This window comes from Peribacillus muralis (assembly GCF_001645685.2).
In the GTDB taxonomy this organism is placed as follows: domain Bacteria; phylum Bacillota; class Bacilli; order Bacillales; family DSM-1321; genus Peribacillus; species Peribacillus muralis_A.
Genome location: NZ_CP017080.1, coordinates 3791156 through 3807074, shown reverse-complemented (window position 1 = coordinate 3807074; position 15919 = coordinate 3791156). Strand labels below are relative to the sequence as shown.

The window sequence follows — 15919 nt, the reverse complement described above, 5'->3', positions numbered from 1 at the left end:
TAAGTTTTTTAGAATAAGGGGAGGGGAATTTTTAACATGAACATGATGGGAATGGAAATAAAACATAAAGAATACCTTGGTGGACGCAGGCACTATAATGAGATCGAGCTTTGGAAGGACGTCAAGGAAGAGCAGTGGAACGATTGGATTTGGCAATTGACCAATACGATCAAAACCTTGGATGATTTGAAAAAGGTCGTCAATCTGACACCGGAGGAAGAGGAAGGAGTCCGGATCTCGACGCAAACGATTCCTTTGAATATAACGCCTTATTATGCGTCCTTGATGAATCCTGATGATCCTCGTTGTCCGATTCGGTTACAGTCCGTACCGCTCTCGGCAGAAATGAACAAGACGAGATATGATTTGGAGGATCCGCTGCATGAGGATGAGGATTCACCAGTTCCAGGCTTGACGCATCGTTATCCGGACAGGGTGCTATTCCTCGTCACGAACCAGTGCTCGATGTACTGCCGGTATTGCACGCGCCGCCGTTTTTCCGGCCAGGTCGGCATGGGCGTGCCGAAGAAGCAACTGGACGGGGCGATCGAATATATAAGAAATACTCCGGAAGTGAGGGACGTGCTGATTTCCGGCGGGGACGGCTTGCTGATCAATGACAAGATCCTTGAATACGTATTGAGCAACTTACGCGCCATCCCGCATGTGGAGATCATCCGGATCGGCACGAGGGCGCCGGTCGTGTTCCCGCAGCGGATTACGGAAAATTTATGCAATATTCTGAAAAAATATCATCCAATTTGGTTAAACACCCATTTCAATCATTCGCTTGAATTGACCGATGAAGCGAAGAAGGCTTGCGATATGCTGTCGATGGCAGGTGTCCCGCTCGGCAATCAAGCGGTCATCCTTGCTGGCATCAATGATAGCGTCCATATCATGAAAAAACTGATGCATGACTGTGTCATGGCGAGAGTAAGACCGTACTACATTTATCAATGTGATTTATCTGAAGGGATCGGCCATTTCCGGGCGCCGGTTTCAAAAGGACTGGAAATCATTGAAGCGCTGCGTGGCCATACATCGGGCTATGCGGTGCCGACTTTTGTGGTGGATGCTCCTGGCGGCGGCGGAAAGATAGCCTTGACTCCGAATTACCTTCTATCCCAAAGCCCGGATAAGGTTGTATTGCGGAATTTTGAAGGAGTCATCACCAGCTATCCGGAGCCGAAGAATTATGTTTCCGGCAGTGCGGACGCGTACTTTGATGAAGTGTACGGTACCGAAGAACGAAAAGCAGCTGTGGGAATCTCCGCGCTCATGACGGACGAAAAATTCAATTTGGTGCCAGAGGGGTTGCGACGTCTCGATAAGCGAAAGGCCTATGAAAATGCGGCAGAGCATGCCTCCTTGAAGGATCGTCGCGATAAACGGGATGAGATGAAGGAGAAATTGCGAAAAGCGCAGGAAAAAAAGAATGCCCTGGCAAAAAGTGTACCGGTGAAGCCGGAAGGCAAGGAGGAATGAAGATGGAGTGCTTGTGGTGCAATGCCCCTGACGTTGAAGAAAGTGAAAAGAAGGACTGCTACTGGATCATGCCTGATGGAAAGCGATCGATAAAGCTCCTGCAGGTTCCCGCCCTGAATTGCCCGGGATGTGGGGTTTATGTGTCCGATCACATGAATCAGAAGGTCGATGAAGCTTTATCCATTCATGATCTGAGTGAATATCCTGATGAGTTCACCTATGATCAGCTTCTGCTGGCGCCTGTCAAGCAACTATTCAATTGGAAATAAGGTCGCGGGAGAAGTGGGTGGCAGACTTCGCTTCTCCCGGACCATTTAAGAAAGGAGGAACAAGATGACTGTTCAAAAGCTGCCTTTTTTCAGCCAAGTGGAAACTGGGGATTGTTTTGTGATGGAGCTCTATCATGATCATGTCAATCAGCGGCTGCGCCTGGATGATTATCGCGGTCATTTCCAAGCGGCGGTGAAGCGTGCACTTGCCATCGCAAAGGAGCAGAATTTCACGAAAGTGATCCTTAAAGCGAGACAGGAGGATCTATCTGCGGCTTTGGCACAAGGTTTCATGCTGGAAGGGATCATGAGCAAATATTTTAAGGGGAATGACGCTTATTGCATGGCCTTTTATTTAACGGATGAAAGACGAACGAGCGACTTTTGGATTAAGGAGGATAAAATCATCGAAGCTGCATGCGCGGTTCCTCGATTGAAGGAAAAACAGCCAATTCCTGAGGATTATGTCCTTCGGTTTGCTACAGGTGAGGACGCACGCGAGCTGGCAAAGCTTTATCGTACCGTTTTTGAAACCTACCCTACACCGATGAACGATGAGCGATATATCGAAAAGGTGATCGAGGAGGGGACGGTTTTCAGCATCATCCAATATGGGGGTTCGATCGTGAGTGCTGCCTCCGCGGAAGTGAATGAGAGGTATCACAACGCGGAATTGACAGACTGTGCAACGATTGCGCATCACCGGAAGCATGGGTTCATGAAGGTGCTCCTAACGGCATTGGAAGAAGAACTGATCAGGAAAAGCATATTCTGTTCCTATTCATTGGCACGATCTTTGTCCATGGGCATGAACGCCGTTTTTTATCAGCTCGGCTATCAATATGGCGGCCGGCTTACGAAGAATTGCAACATTTGGGATAAGTATGAGGACATGAATGTTTGGGGCAAGGATTTATCTGCTAAATGATGTGTGGGCGAACGTGAAAGGAGAGATGAAATGAAACGCAATCATTTAATTAAGCCGACTCTGGGCCAGCACTATCCCACTATCTCTCATGGGATTGGAGTGTACCTTTATGATACGGATGGCAATCCGTATATAGACGGCTCGTCTGGTGCGGTTACTGCGAGTATCGGCCATGGTGTATCGGAGGTTGTCGAGGCGATGACGGAGCAGGCCGGCAAGATTTCCTTTGCATATCGTTCCCATTTTACGAGTGACGCCGCAGAGGCATTGGCCAAAAAACTAAGCGACTTGGCACCAGGGGATTTGAATTGGTCATTTTTTGTGAATAGCGGCTCGGAAGCGACCGAAACAGCCATGAAAATCGCCATTCAACATTGGCAGGAAAAAGGATTCGAACGAAAAAACCGAATCATCTCCAGATGGACGAGCTATCACGGGATTACGATGGGCGCCCTCTCGATGTCGGGCCATGTCCCGAGAAGAAAACGATTTGTTCCGCTCTTGGAGGATTTCCCGACCATACCCGCTCCGTACTGTTATCGCTGTCCGTATAATGTTGAAGCTGCAAGCTGCCAGCTGCAGTGTGCCAATGAGTTGGAGACGGCCATTCAAAGGATCGGCTCCGAGAATGTCGCGGCCTTCATCGCCGAACCGATCATCGGGGCCTCAGCTGGTGCGGTAACCCCTCCTTTAGGATATTATCCAAGAATTAAGGAAATCTGCGAACGATACGACATTCTCTTCATTGCCGATGAGGTCATGACGGGAATGGGCCGGACAGGAAAAATGTTCGCGATGGAACATTGGGGGGTCATCCCCGATATCATCGCATTGGGCAAAGGGATGAGTGCCGGATATACCCCGATGGCAGCCACGATGATCAGCGACCGTGTCATGGAGCCGATTTTAACAGGCTCGAAGTCAATCATGGCCGGACACACATATAGTGCAAACCCACTATCTGCTGCGATTTCATTGGAAGTGCTTACCTACTTGGAGCGAAATGAGCTTGTTTTGGCAGCGAAGGAGAAAGGCGACTATCTGCTGCAAAAATTGCAGATGCTCGCTCGGCAATTCGAGATCATTGGTGATGTAAGGGGAAAGGGACTGCTCCTGGGACTTGAGTTCGTCTCCAACCGCGCCTCCAAAAGGCCCTTCGAGCAGCAAAGCGGCATAACCTCAAGGCTTGTGACTAAAGCCTTTGAAAAAGGATTATTGATTTATCCTGCCTCTGGTGCGATCGAAGGAATAGCGGGTGATGCGGTCATTGTCTCACCGCCGCTCGTGATTACAAAAGAAGAAATCGGGCGCCTCGTTGAAATCCTGGGAGCCTCACTTGAAGAATTGCAGCAGGAATTGTACAGAGAAGGCTTGATGGGGAACATGCAGGCTATGTAGGAGGTACGGGTATGAAGCAGGTCAAAAAAAACAAACTGGCGACCAGTGAAGAAGCATTGGAGCATATAAACGATGGCTGCACGCTCATGTACGGAGGCTTTGGGGGAGTGGGAACTCCGCCAACTCTCATTCAGGGCATCCTTGATAAGGGAGTCAAGGAACTGACCTTGATCGGTAACGATACTGGGTTTCCTGATATCGGAATCGGCCGGCTTGTGACGGCAAAAAGGGCAAAGAAGGTCATCGCTTCGCATATCGGCTCCAACCCAAATGCCGGCAGTCTCATGACGGAAGGAAAGCTGCAAGTCGAATTTTCACCGCAAGGGACTTTAGCCGAACGGATTCGTGCCGGCGGTGTTGGGCTAGGCGGTATTTTTGTCGATGTCGGAGGGGGCACGATAGCCGAAGATGGGAAGGAAAAGCTGATGATTTGCGGAAAGGAATATTTGGTGGAAACCGCCTTGACCTCGGAGGTCAGCATTGTTTATGCCAAAAAGGCAGATACGCAAGGGAATTTAGTGTATGACAAGACGGCACGTAACTTCAATCCGCTGGTGGCGATGGCTGGATCCTTCACGATTGCGGAAGTGGAGGAAATCGTTCCGGCAGGAGAGCTTGATCCGGAGTGCATCGTCACACCTGGCATTTTTGTAGATATGGTGATCCTGACAAAGGGAGTGAATTGGAAATGGGCATGGCAGTAGATGTACGAAATCGGATTGCCAAACGCGCAGCCAAGGAAATCGAAGATGGGCTGATCGTCAATTTGGGAATCGGCATCCCTACATTGGTCGCCGATCATATACCAGACGATTTCCATGTATTGTTTCATGCGGAAAACGGAGTCCTCGGTACTGGTCCGCTGCCTGATCCCGGGCAGGAGGATTCCGCTCTTTGTAACGCTGGAGGGTACCCGATCACGACCGTGCGAGGTGCTTCATACTTCGACAGTGCAACGGCATTTGGAATGATCCGGAAAGGGTATATCGACATGACGATACTGGGTGCCCTGGAGGTTAGTGAAACGGGGGATCTGGCCAACTGGATCGTTCCAGGCAAAAGGGTCCCCGGCATGGGGGGGGCAATGGAGCTGGCCCAAAAAGCGAAAAAGGTGATTGTATTGATGAATCATGTGAATAAGCATGGTCAATCGAAAATCTTGAAAACATGCACACTTCCATTGACTGCCAGAAACAGTGTGGACTTGATCATTACCGAGATGGCTGTCATGGAAGTTACGGATGAAGGGCTGGTGCTGAAGGAGGTCATGGCCCCTTATACCGTGAATGATGTGATTGTGAATACCGAAGCAAAACTGAAAATACATGCTGCTGTCAGCATCATTGAATAGTATCGCTCATTAAACGCAAAAACAGGAGGGGAAACCGTGACAGAAATAAAAAGGCGGATTAACGAATGGATCAAGGAACACCGTGAAGAAGGAACGGATTTATTGCAAAGAATGGTACAAGCCCCGAGTACGCAGGGCAATGAAGCTGGTGCACAGGCCATCGTCGCCGAAAAACTGAAGGAAATGGGTTTGCAGGTCGATATTTGGGAACCTGATGGCGCTGATCTGAAAAAGCATGACTATTTTTATTCCCCACGCAGTGACTTTTCCAACAGTCCTAATGTAGTCGGAATCATGAAAGGAACGGGTGGCGGCCGTTCGATTATCTTGAACGGACATATCGATGTCGTTCCGGACGGTGATCGCAATCAGTGGGATGATGACCCATATAGTGGGGCGATCAAGGATGGAAAAATGTTTGGGCGCGGCGTAACCGATATGAAAGGTGGCAATGTGTCCCTGATCCTGGCCATGCAAGCATTGAAGGAAAGCGGCCTTTCATTAAAAGGAGATGTCATCTTTCAAAGTGTCATCGAAGAAGAAAGCGGCGGGGCAGGAACGCTAGCGGCTGTCCTGAGGGGATATGGTGCCGATGCTGCCCTTATCCCTGAACCGACAAATATGAAGATTTTTCCGAAACAGCAAGGCTCGATGTGGTTCCGGATCTCTGTGAAAGGGCGCTCAGCTCACGGGGGAACAAGGTATGAAGGCGTCAGCGCCATTGAAAAAAGCATGATCGTGATCAATCATATACGTACGTTGGAAGAACAGCGAAATGCACGAATCACTGATCCGCTTTATGCAAACACACCCATTCCCATCCCAATCAATCTAGGTGTCATCGAAGGCGGCAACTGGCCTTCGTCCGTTCCCGACCTTGTCAAGGTCGAAGGGAGGATGGGCGTTGCCCCGGAGGAAACGATGGAGCAGGCAAAGCAAGAAATGGCGGACTGGTTAGTGCAGCTGGAAGAAAGAGACGATTGGTTCAAGGAACATCCGCCCATCTTGGAATGGTTCGGGGCACGCTGGGTTCCCGGAGCCATTGATGCAGAGCATGAACTCATGAATGCGCTCATTCACCAATACAGGCAAGTGGCCGGAGAAGACCCCGTCATTGAAGCCTCGCCATGGGGAACGGACGGTGGATTGCTGACACATGTCGGTGAAACACCCGCCATCGTTTTCGGACCGGGAGCAACCGAGGTTGCCCACTACCCGAATGAATATATCCTGCTGGACAACGTATTCTCCACAGCGGAAATCATCGCCCTGACCCTCGTTCAGTGGTGCGGGCTGGAGGTCGGACAGGAAGAAACCCATCAGGAAAAGATTGCAAATAGAAAGTAAGCGGCAATAAAACGGATAGCCTGCCTCGGTGGCAGGCTATCCGCTTTTAACTATATTTGCGAAAATAAGAATTTATCTGCGAAAAACGAAATATATCGACGTAATCGGCAGTTATATCTCCGAAAAACGAAATATATCGACGAAATCAGCAGTTATATCTCCGAAAATGAGAACCGGTCATGAATAATTGGTGAATATCCGCAGTATTATGATTATGTATGATAGTACGGAAGAGGAAAGGATCTGGATGATGCAAACGAAAGAAGCATATCGCGGTACTGGAATGGGAGTCATTTTCATGGCGTTCTTCGGTACGCTTTGGGCGGGGATCGGTGTAATGGGCTTGCAGGAATGGGGGTTTCCATACGTGGAACTCGCCTCCATGTTAGTTGGACTCTTATTGCTTATTGGAGGCATTTCATTACTACATCAGGCACAAAAAATGCCCGAACGAACTACAAGCCATTTTCAGCGTATCCGTTTTTGGTTCAACATCGTCTTCATCGCCGAAGGATTGCTGATTGGGGCTGCCATTGCCATCTGTAACGCGATTAAACAAACCGAGCTTATACCGGCCGTCATCGCGATTATCGTGGGCATACATTTTTTACCTCTGGCATCGCTTTTTCGAATCAAACTATACTATGTAACGGGAATCATGCTCTGCTTATTGGCACTTATCACTTTACTGGTCGCACCAAGCACCATCCTGCTTGGTGATCAACAAATTAGGGCAAAACTATCACTGCTCGGCTTTGGCTGTGCGATAACCCTTTGGACCACTGGACTTATCCTATGGTTTCGTCTGAAGCATGCAAAGAGCTGATAGTGCTTTGAATCAAAGCATGTACCTTTCCCTTGTCCATATTTTGAAAGAAGTAAATATCATGAACCACTTTATAGAGTTCGCCGTTCTTCGTGAAAAGGGCGCTTCCATTTGGAATTGCATATACCTCTCGTCCGGCTGAAAGGGGAAGTAATTCTCCATCGATCTTATCTTCGTAATGAACTTCAACGCTAAACGGAACGAATGCCAAGCCATCGACCACAATCGTTTCTGGATAGTCTTTATCTTTCGTCATTATGCAATCAGTGCAGAAGGCTAATGAGCCAGCACTATAACCAATGATCAAGCCTTTAAAGCTTCTTAAGATCGGTGTAAGTCCTTTTTCCTCCATTACAGTGATCAATCTTTCTGGCCTGCCGCCAATGAAATAAAGAGCATCATGTTCGTTTATAGCTTGTTTCATTTCTTTTTCTGAAAGGTTTTCGTTCAATACGTTAACACGTGCATGTTCCATGATGGAAAAAGCTTGTTTGATGGTTGCCAGCCATCCTTCATACCTGGAATGGTCCGTTGCAAACGGGATTATTAAAATTTTGGCATCACGCTTCAATATATTTGCAAGCTCCTGGTACACTTCATCCAATTCACTGTTCGCGTGATTGCCGCCGCCAATGAAACAAATATTCATATGTGTATGGCCCCCTTTAATTTCTCAGCCAAGTTAAAAGCCGGATGACCTGAAATGGTTCATTCCAAACCAGGATGAAGCCTAAAAAAAACGCGGCGACAGCCATAAATTTCGTTTTTCCTCTTTCATTTTTGTACATGGCGCCGAAGCTTAATAGCATGCCAAGTGATGATGCTGCGAATCCGAAGATCATTAAAAAATCGAAGGCTGCTTTACTGATGAAAGAACTGCCAAATGCCGCGGCACCCATCACCGCAAATACGATCGACCACCTGCTTGAATTTTTCATGTGAACCTCCTTGTTTACCAATTATACCAATCGGCAGAATACTAGGATAGGATTTGTTTATTTGTTAAAATAAATATTTTTTGGAATAAAATGTTGTAACTTTCAGGGATTGAATGTAATATGTATAACAATATAAAATTAGAAGCCATGATGAGGACAACAATCTTTTTTACGGTCTTAAGAGAGGGAAGGGCAGCTGCGAACTTCCTGGCTTAGGAAAAGGATTTACCGCCTTTGAGCTTTTATCGGTGAAGGATAGTAACCGATATCGACTAAGCTACGTTACAGCTCCAGAGCCATAGGTGATCGTACTTATGGGAAATTGGGTGGAATCACGGGTAAACGCACTCGTCCCTTATATTAGGGATGGGTGCGTTTTTTGTTTATAAAAATATTGCGATGAAAAGGACAATAATCATTTTTACGGTCTCAAGAGAGGGAAGGGCAGCTGCAAACTTCCTGGCTTAGGAAAAGGATTTACCGCCTTTGAGCTATATCAGTGAACGAGAGTAATTGATATCGTCTAAGCTGCGTTACAAGCTCCAGAGCCATGAGTGTTTTCTTGCTTATGGGAAATTGGGTGGAACCACGAGTAAACGCACTCGTCCCTTGCTTAGGGATGAGTGCGTTTTTTTATTATTCTAAAGGAGTGTGCATGTGATGGATGAAAAAATGATCAACATTCGATTCCCGGATGGGAAGCAGAAGGAATATCCGAAGGGAACGACAGTGGGGAGCGTGGCAGCCTCCGTCAGCTCAAGCTTAAGGAAAAAGGCAGCAGCAGGAAAGCTTGATAAGCAACTGGTTGATTTAAGTTTCCAGTTGAATGAAGGTGCTGAACTTTCGATAATAACACTTGATTCGGAAGAAGGGCTGCAGGTTATGCGGCATACATCGGCGCATATTATGGCACAAGCGGTGAAGAGACTTCAAGGCACAGCTGAATTGGGCATGGGCCCGGTCAACGAGGATGGCTTTTACTATGATTTTAAGCTGGCTCATCCTTTGAGCTTAGAGAGTCTGCAAGCCATTGAAAATGAAATGGAAAAAATCATAAACGAAAATCTGGAAATAAAAAGGATTGAGGTTTCCTATGAAGAAGCAGTGAAGCTTTTCCAGAATCGAGGGGAGTCATTCAAGCTGGATATAGTGAAGAACATCCCGAACGGTGAAAAACTAACGCTTTATCAACAAGGTGAATTTATCGATCTCTGCCGCGGGCCGCACCTTCCGGCGACATCCTATATAAAAGCATTCAAGCTGACTCGTGTTTCAGGTGCCTATTGGAGGGGAGACAAACGGAATGAAGTGCTTCAACGGATATATGGCGTGGCCTTCAGTAGCAAAAAAAATTTACAAAATCACGTGAATTTCATGGAAGAGGCAGCCAAACGTGATCATCGGAAATTAGGGAAGCAGCTCGAGCTATTCATGTTTTCCGAGGAAGCGCCAGGCATGCCATTTTATTTACCGAAAGGACAAATTATCAGGAATGAATTGGAAAAATTCTCGCGTGAGCTCCAAGGCGAGGGCCATTACGATGAGGTTCGCACGCCGTCCTTGATGAATCAGCGGTTATGGGAACAATCGGGCCACTGGGATCACTATCATGAGAATATGTACTTTACTGAGGTGGATGATACGAAATTCGCGATGAAGCCGATGAACTGTCCAGGTCATATGCTCATTTTCAAAAATAATCGTTACTCCTATAGGGATTTACCGATCAGGATGGCTGAGTTCGGTCAAGTCCATCGTCATGAGTATAGCGGAGCATTGAACGGCATGCTGAGGGTCCGGACATTTTGCCAGGATGATGCCCACCTATTCGTCCGGCAGGATCAAATCGAAGGGGAGATCAAGCAGGTGTTTCAACTGATTGACGAAGTGTATCGTACATTTGGATTCGAATACTCCGTGGAGCTCTCGACTCGACCAGAGGATTCATTGGGAGAGGACTCCCTTTGGGAAGCTTCTGAAGCAGCCTTGAAAAATGTGCTCGACCATATCGGCCTACCTTATCAATTAAATGAAGGAGATGGAGCATTTTACGGTCCGAAAATTGATTTTCATATTAAGGATGCATTAAACCGCAGCCACCAATGCGCAACGATTCAACTTGATTTTCAAATGCCGGAAAAATTCGATTTGACTTACATTGATGAACAAAATGATAAAGTCCGACCGGTCGTCATCCATCGGGCGATTTATGGCTCGATCGATCGTTTTTTTGGTATCCTGATCGAGCATTATGCCGGAGCTTTCCCGCTATGGCTTGCCCCGGTACAGGTCCAAATCATCCCTGTCTCGACTGTTCATATTCCTTATTGCCAAAAGCTTCAAAAACAACTGAAAAGTTTCGGCATAAGGGTCAAAACAGACGAACGAAATGAAAAGCTCGGATATAAGATCCGGGCAGCCCAGATGGAAAAAATCCCATATATGCTCGTCCTTGGCGATAAAGAAGAGCAGGAAAATGAAGTCAACGTCCGGAAATACGGTGAGCAAACAAATAAATCAAATTCAATAGAGGCATTCATCCATAAACTGCTTCTACAAATAAAGTCCCGCAGCAACTAACTCGCGGGCCTGCACCGATGATTGGCGAGAAAAAGCATCGAAATGGCGAGAAAAGCGCCCAAATTGACGGTAAAACACCCAATTAGCGAGAAAAACCCCCAATTGGCGAGTAAACCACCCCAATTGGCGAGAAAAGCACCAAACTCGCGGGAAAAGCACCCAAACTTTTGAGAAAAAGCGCGAAACCCGCAAAAAAAGCCTCTGCTTGGAGGCTTTTTTTTAACGTTATGGAGATGTTTCGTTTATGTAATTAGAGCCTTTGCGGCTTGTATGGCAAAGTATATGCCAATTCCTATAAGAGATAGGCCGGAGATGACGGATATGCCAATAAGGATGGGTTTGGATAAAAAGCGCCTGAAGCTGCTGGAGATGATGGCCATTGTGGTATCCCAGGCTAAGAGGCCGAGAAGGATGCCTGAGCTGTATAGAATTATATGATGAAAGTCGTATTTGGTTGTGGTGTTTGCAAGAATCGAGCCATAAATACCGAGCCAAAACAGGATGGATAAAGGGTTGGAGAGGGCCATGATGAATCCTGATGCAAAGGAAGAAAAGTGGGATTCTTTCGCATTCCGTGCATTCACTTCTATTTTACCTGCACTTGAAAGGCTTTCGATACCTGTATAGGTCAGGACAAAAAAGCCAAATAGCCATAAAAAGGTTTGTATGAAGGAGTTATCCAGAAAGCGGCTGACTCCGTAATAGACAAGGACTAAATAGACAGCATCCGCTAAAATGGCACCACAGCCGAAAATCCAGGCGTGCCAAAAGCCTTTCTTGATTCCTTTGTCCAATTGGCCGGCGTTAATGGGACCGATAGGAGCAGCTAGGGATAGCCCCAGCAATACATAGCTTAAAAAAACGCCCAATACTTCATCACCTCCTCATGAAAAACATTTGCTTAATTGAATGTATTCACGAAAAAGGACTTGTACCACTTTTTGTTTTGGAAAAGAAGCCATTCATTATCATGGGTATGCGCTGAATAAATCCTTCCGCCCAACAACATATTAATTAAAGACATCAAAATTCAATGAAGGACGATTGAGTCGTCAATTTTTTTTTGCCTTTGTATGCTGAAAGTCGTGTTTATAATGGATGAGGAGTGTAGGTATGGAAGGTCATGAGAAAAATAATGTCAGCATATGGTGCTTGATCAGTATGGCGTCAATCCCATTAGTTATGACACTTGGAAATTCAATGCTTATTCCGGTATTGCCCATTTTTGAGGAGAAGGTGGGGATATCTTCATTTCAATCAAGCATGGTCATTACAAGTTATTCCGTAGCTTCAATTTTTTTAATCCCTATCGCAGGTTATCTTTCCGATCGGTTCGGAAGGAAAATGGTCATTTTGCCAAGCTTGGTTCTTGCCTTGATTGGCGGATTGGTTGCAGGATATGCATCTTGGAAGATTGATGATCCATATACCTGGATCATCATTGGGAGAGTACTGCAAGGGATCGGTGCTTCTGGCGCCTCGCCGATCATACTGCCTCTAGTCGGGGATTTATACAAGGATGATGATGAAAAAACGAGTTCGTGCTTGGGCATCATCGAAACATCGAATACATTTGGAAAAGTGCTGAGCCCGATATTAGGTTCCCTTTTTGCCGCATTTATATGGTTTTTACCCTTTTTCTCGATTTCCTTCTTCAGCTTGATATCTATAGTCTTGGTTTTTTACTTTATTAAGGTACCAAAGGAAAAGGACGAACCGAAGAAACTAAAGGAATTTTGGCATGATACGAAACAAATCTTCAAGAAGGAAGGAAAATGGCTGTATAGCGTTTTCCTGATTGGTGTATTTGTCATGCTGGTTTTGTTCGGGGTCCTTTTCTTTTTGTCGGAAAACCTGGAGAAAATACATCATCTGCATGGAGTCAAGAAGGGCTTTGTCATTGCGATTCCCCTATTTTTTCTTTGTGTATCCTCCTATATCGCAGGAAAAAAGATCAAAGGGGAGTTGCCGGTCATGAAAAAAATCATCATGATCAGTTTAGCAGTCCTGTCGATCAGCTTGGTCTTTGTTGGATTTACTAAGGAGAAGGTCTTTCTGCTCCTGCTCGTCACGAGCTTGGTGGGCATCGCGATTGGCGCCTTATTGCCGACGCTTGATGCCATCATCACCCAAAATATTGAAAAGGAACAGAGGGGGACGATAACCTCCTTTTATATGTCCTCAAGGTTCATCGGAGTCGCAGCGGGCCCTCCGGTCATGTCGCTTGTCATGAAGGACTATCTTAATATGAGCTATATCATCTCTGGAATCATGGGTATTTGCATTGTATTGCTAGTGATGAAGTTCATTAGTTCGGATAAAAAAGAAGCGGCCCATTAACCCCTTTATGGAAGGAGGAAGTATGATGGTAAAAGCCAATTGCAGTTCAGCAAAAGGAAACAAGAGCATGGATGCCTCTGATTCAGGCGGGCAACAAGGCGATATGAAGTGGTGGCAGCTGTCTATGGTCGGTGTAGGCTGCACGATCGGCACAGGATATTTCGTTGGGTCGACGATCGGGATCATCACGACCGGTCCATCCATTGTGTTTGCCTTTGTATTGGCTGCCCTCGGTACGTATATCGTTTATAACCTGCTTGCCAAAATGACGGCAGAAGATCCCCAGGAAGGTTCATTTTGTTATTATGCCAATAAAGCATTTGGCCGATGGGCTGGCTTTAGCTGTGGCTGGAATTATTGGTGCTCCAATATTTTGATTATGGGCAGTCAGTTGACGGCACTGTCGCTATTATCGCAATTTTGGTTCCCGAGTGTTCCGCTATGGTTGTTTTCCGCGGGATTCGCTATTGTTTCAATCGTTGTGGTATTGCTGGGAACGAAAGGCTTCGACAGGATTGAAAACCTCCTTGCCATCATAAAGACAGCTGCTATCGTGATGTTTATCATTATCGCAGTATGTGCCGTTCTAGATTGGTTTGGACTTGATGGAGAAAAGCCGCCGTCATTTCCCAATACGTATAATGAATTATTTCCAAAAGGGCTGAAAGGATTTTGGACATCGCTCATTTATGCTTTTTATGCGTTTGGCGGCATTGAAGTGATCGGACTGATGGCGATGCAGCTTAAAAAGAAAGAAGACGCACCAAAGGCAGGGACGATCATGCTCATGGGACTGACGATCATCTATGTCATCTCATTGGGGTTAGCTGTCACGATGGTTTCTCTAGGGGCATTCAGTGAGAAGGAAAGCCCTTTCGTGACCGCACTGGATAGTTATCATCTTACTTTTTTTCCGCATGTTTTTAACGGAGCCATTATCGTGGCCGGTTTTTCGGCGATGACGGCTTCCTTATTCGGTGTCACCAATTTATTGGTTACGATTGCCGACGATGGCAATGCGCCATCATTATTCATGCAAAAAATCAAGAAATTCAAGAATCTGCCACTCCCGTCACTATGTCTTGGGGCCTTGGGGCTTTTAGCTTCCATCATCACAGCCTTGCTCCTGCCAGGGAAGATTTATGAATACATCACTACTGCTGCCGGTATTTTACTTTTATATAACTGGTCCTTCATCATTCTTTCTTCCTTCAAGATTTTGGAAAACAAAGCGTGGAGCAAGGCCACAGGGGTTTTTGGCATGCTATTGATATTTGTTGCGGTCAGTGGGACATTGCTTGAAAAGGAGATCCGCCCGGGATTCTTAATAAGCCTGATATTCGTGGTGATAATAGGCCTTGCAGCCATTTTCATGAAGTTCAAGGTTTGGAACAAAAATAAGGCGATGGCAGCTAAAGCGAGTAAATCGGAGCTGGATTGATTGACGGCGTTAAAAGAAGGCAGCCGAATGGGCTGCCTTCTTATTCATTGAACGAGGCACGCGTTTATGCTTTCCTCAAAATCTTCCATATAGGCTTGAACATGCTCCGAATATTGGTTTTTTAAAGAGAGCAGCAAGCTTTCTATTAAAAATTGCCTTGGGGTGTCGGACTGCATTAGCTCATCTTGGATGAAGTCGATGAGTTCGATTGCCCTTGTTTGATTTTCTCCGCAGGGAAGGACTGTGTGTATCGCCTTTTTTAATTCCGTGGTCGCGTTTGCCAAGTTATTGTGGCATGGGTAAAGATGGTTTTCAAACTGCGGAAACCACGTGTCCAATAGCTCCGGATCAAGAATTTGTTCCTTGCTTTTTGCCACCTCATCGACAGTTTGGATCATTCGATTCATGCAGTAGCGGATAATTTGTATTTCCGGCTTCGGGATAGCATTCGCACGATGATTGAAATGATTCATATGGGTCATCATCGAGTGAAAAATAATCACGCAATCCAAAAGATACGGTTTTGTACTTTCCCCGAATATATCGAGAAAGCGGCCATGCATCCAGCGTAAGCTCAACAACAGGGTTTGATTGATGAATTGTTTTAATTCTTCATCGTTGGAAACGCGGACTTCTTCAATCAGAATCAGCAGCTTGCTCTGTTTGTTGCCCATCATTTGCAGTTCGAGCTGCTGTATGAAAATTTCAATATTAGCTGCATCTTGACCTTCCAGCAATTTTTCCCGATCATGGCGGATCCTTTTGTAAAAGGAACGGAAAATGGCAATAAATAATTCTCCCTTCGAAGGGAAATAATTATAAAATGTACCTTTGGAAATGCCGCTGCCGTCTAAAATGTCCTGGATGGACGTGGCTTGGTAGCCCTTTTCAATAAAAAGCTTATGAGCCGTATCAATGACATTCTGCCTTCGATTCTTCATCGTATCACCTTATTTTCATTATACTGCTTGTATAAATGTAATCGTACTCTATTTTTCATCACAGCACAAACC

Annotated in this window: 15 protein-coding genes and 2 other annotated features; of the genes, 11 read left to right on the top strand and 4 right to left on the bottom strand. The window is 46.1% G+C overall.

What is annotated here, in order from left to right; genetic code table 11:
- Window positions 1-51: 51 nt before the first annotated feature.
- The 8 genes from ablA to ABE28_RS18435 all read left to right on the top strand — a co-directional run bounded on the left by ablA (window position 52) and on the right by ABE28_RS18435 (window position 7607).
- On the top strand, window positions 52-1488 hold the full coding sequence (gene ablA / locus ABE28_RS18470) for a lysine 2,3-aminomutase (RefSeq protein ID WP_064465754.1): 1437 nt from the start codon (window positions 52-54) through the stop codon (window positions 1486-1488).
- Window positions 1489-1490: 2 nt separating this feature from the next.
- On the top strand, window positions 1491-1757 hold the full coding sequence (locus ABE28_RS18465) for a YokU family protein (RefSeq protein ID WP_064465642.1): 267 nt from the start codon (window positions 1491-1493) through the stop codon (window positions 1755-1757).
- Window positions 1758-1821: 64 nt separating this feature from the next.
- Window positions 1822-2685, top strand: a complete 864-nt coding sequence (gene ablB, locus ABE28_RS18460) for a putative beta-lysine N-acetyltransferase (RefSeq protein WP_064465643.1) — start codon at window positions 1822-1824, stop codon at window positions 2683-2685.
- Window positions 2686-2715: 30 nt separating this feature from the next.
- Window positions 2716-4083, top strand: coding sequence for an aspartate aminotransferase family protein (locus ABE28_RS18455; protein WP_064465644.1), 1368 nt, complete (start codon window positions 2716-2718; stop codon window positions 4081-4083).
- Window positions 4084-4094: 11 nt separating this feature from the next.
- Complete coding sequence (locus ABE28_RS18450; protein ID WP_064465645.1) at window positions 4095-4787, top strand: CoA transferase subunit A; 693 nt, start codon at window positions 4095-4097, stop codon at window positions 4785-4787.
- A complete protein-coding gene (locus ABE28_RS18445) occupies window positions 4772-5434 on the top strand; it encodes a 3-oxoacid CoA-transferase subunit B (RefSeq protein ID WP_064465646.1) in 663 nt (220 codons plus the stop codon). The genes ABE28_RS18450 and ABE28_RS18445 overlap by 16 nt, the downstream gene beginning before the upstream one ends.
- A gap of 36 nt (window positions 5435-5470) precedes the next feature.
- Entirely contained in the window at window positions 5471-6781 is a 1311-nt protein-coding gene (locus ABE28_RS18440; protein ID WP_064465647.1) for a peptidase, read from the top strand.
- Window positions 6782-7028: 247 nt separating this feature from the next.
- Window positions 7029-7607 carry a DUF7010 family protein gene (locus ABE28_RS18435; RefSeq protein ID WP_064465648.1) on the top strand — a complete coding sequence of 193 codons (579 nt, stop codon included), beginning with the start codon at window positions 7029-7031 and terminating at the stop codon, window positions 7605-7607.
- Here the strand turns inward: ABE28_RS18435 and ABE28_RS18430 are convergent.
- Both ABE28_RS18430 and ABE28_RS18425 read right to left on the bottom strand, forming a co-directional pair.
- The gene (locus tag ABE28_RS18430; RefSeq protein ID WP_064465649.1) at window positions 7570-8256 is read right to left on the bottom strand and encodes a Type 1 glutamine amidotransferase-like domain-containing protein; all 687 of its coding nucleotides are present in this window, start codon (window positions 8254-8256) and stop codon (window positions 7570-7572) included. The genes ABE28_RS18435 and ABE28_RS18430 overlap by 38 nt on opposite strands.
- Window positions 8257-8272: 16 nt before the next feature.
- Window positions 8273-8545, bottom strand: a complete 273-nt coding sequence (locus tag ABE28_RS18425; protein ID WP_064465650.1) for a hypothetical protein — start codon at window positions 8543-8545, stop codon at window positions 8273-8275.
- 138 nt (window positions 8546-8683) lie between these two features.
- Window positions 8684-8904, top strand: a binding site (T-box leader).
- Between the two features lie 31 nt (window positions 8905-8935).
- Window positions 8936-9158, top strand: a binding site (T-box leader).
- Window positions 9159-9217: 59 nt separating this feature from the next.
- On the opposite strand from ABE28_RS18425, the gene thrS reads away from it, so the two are divergent.
- Window positions 9218-11125: a threonine--tRNA ligase gene (gene thrS, locus ABE28_RS18420; protein ID WP_373921355.1), complete on the top strand. Its 1908-nt coding sequence runs from the start codon at window positions 9218-9220 to the stop codon at window positions 11123-11125.
- Between the two features lie 242 nt (window positions 11126-11367).
- Here thrS and ABE28_RS18415 read toward each other — a convergent pair whose 3' ends face one another.
- On the bottom strand, window positions 11368-11994 hold the full coding sequence (locus ABE28_RS18415; protein WP_064465652.1) for a LysE family transporter: 627 nt from the start codon (window positions 11992-11994) through the stop codon (window positions 11368-11370).
- 244 nt (window positions 11995-12238) lie between these two features.
- On the opposite strand from ABE28_RS18415, the gene ABE28_RS18410 reads away from it, so the two are divergent.
- Window positions 12239-13465, top strand: coding sequence for an MFS transporter (locus ABE28_RS18410; protein WP_064465653.1), 1227 nt, complete (start codon window positions 12239-12241; stop codon window positions 13463-13465).
- 67 nt (window positions 13466-13532) lie between these two features.
- Complete coding sequence (locus ABE28_RS18405; RefSeq protein WP_064465755.1) at window positions 13533-14906, top strand: amino acid permease; 1374 nt, start codon at window positions 13533-13535, stop codon at window positions 14904-14906.
- Window positions 14907-14950: 44 nt separating this feature from the next.
- Here ABE28_RS18405 and ABE28_RS18400 read toward each other — a convergent pair whose 3' ends face one another.
- On the bottom strand, window positions 14951-15847 hold the full coding sequence (locus tag ABE28_RS18400; protein ID WP_064465654.1) for a TetR/AcrR family transcriptional regulator: 897 nt from the start codon (window positions 15845-15847) through the stop codon (window positions 14951-14953).
- Between the last annotated feature and the right edge of the window lie 72 nt (window positions 15848-15919).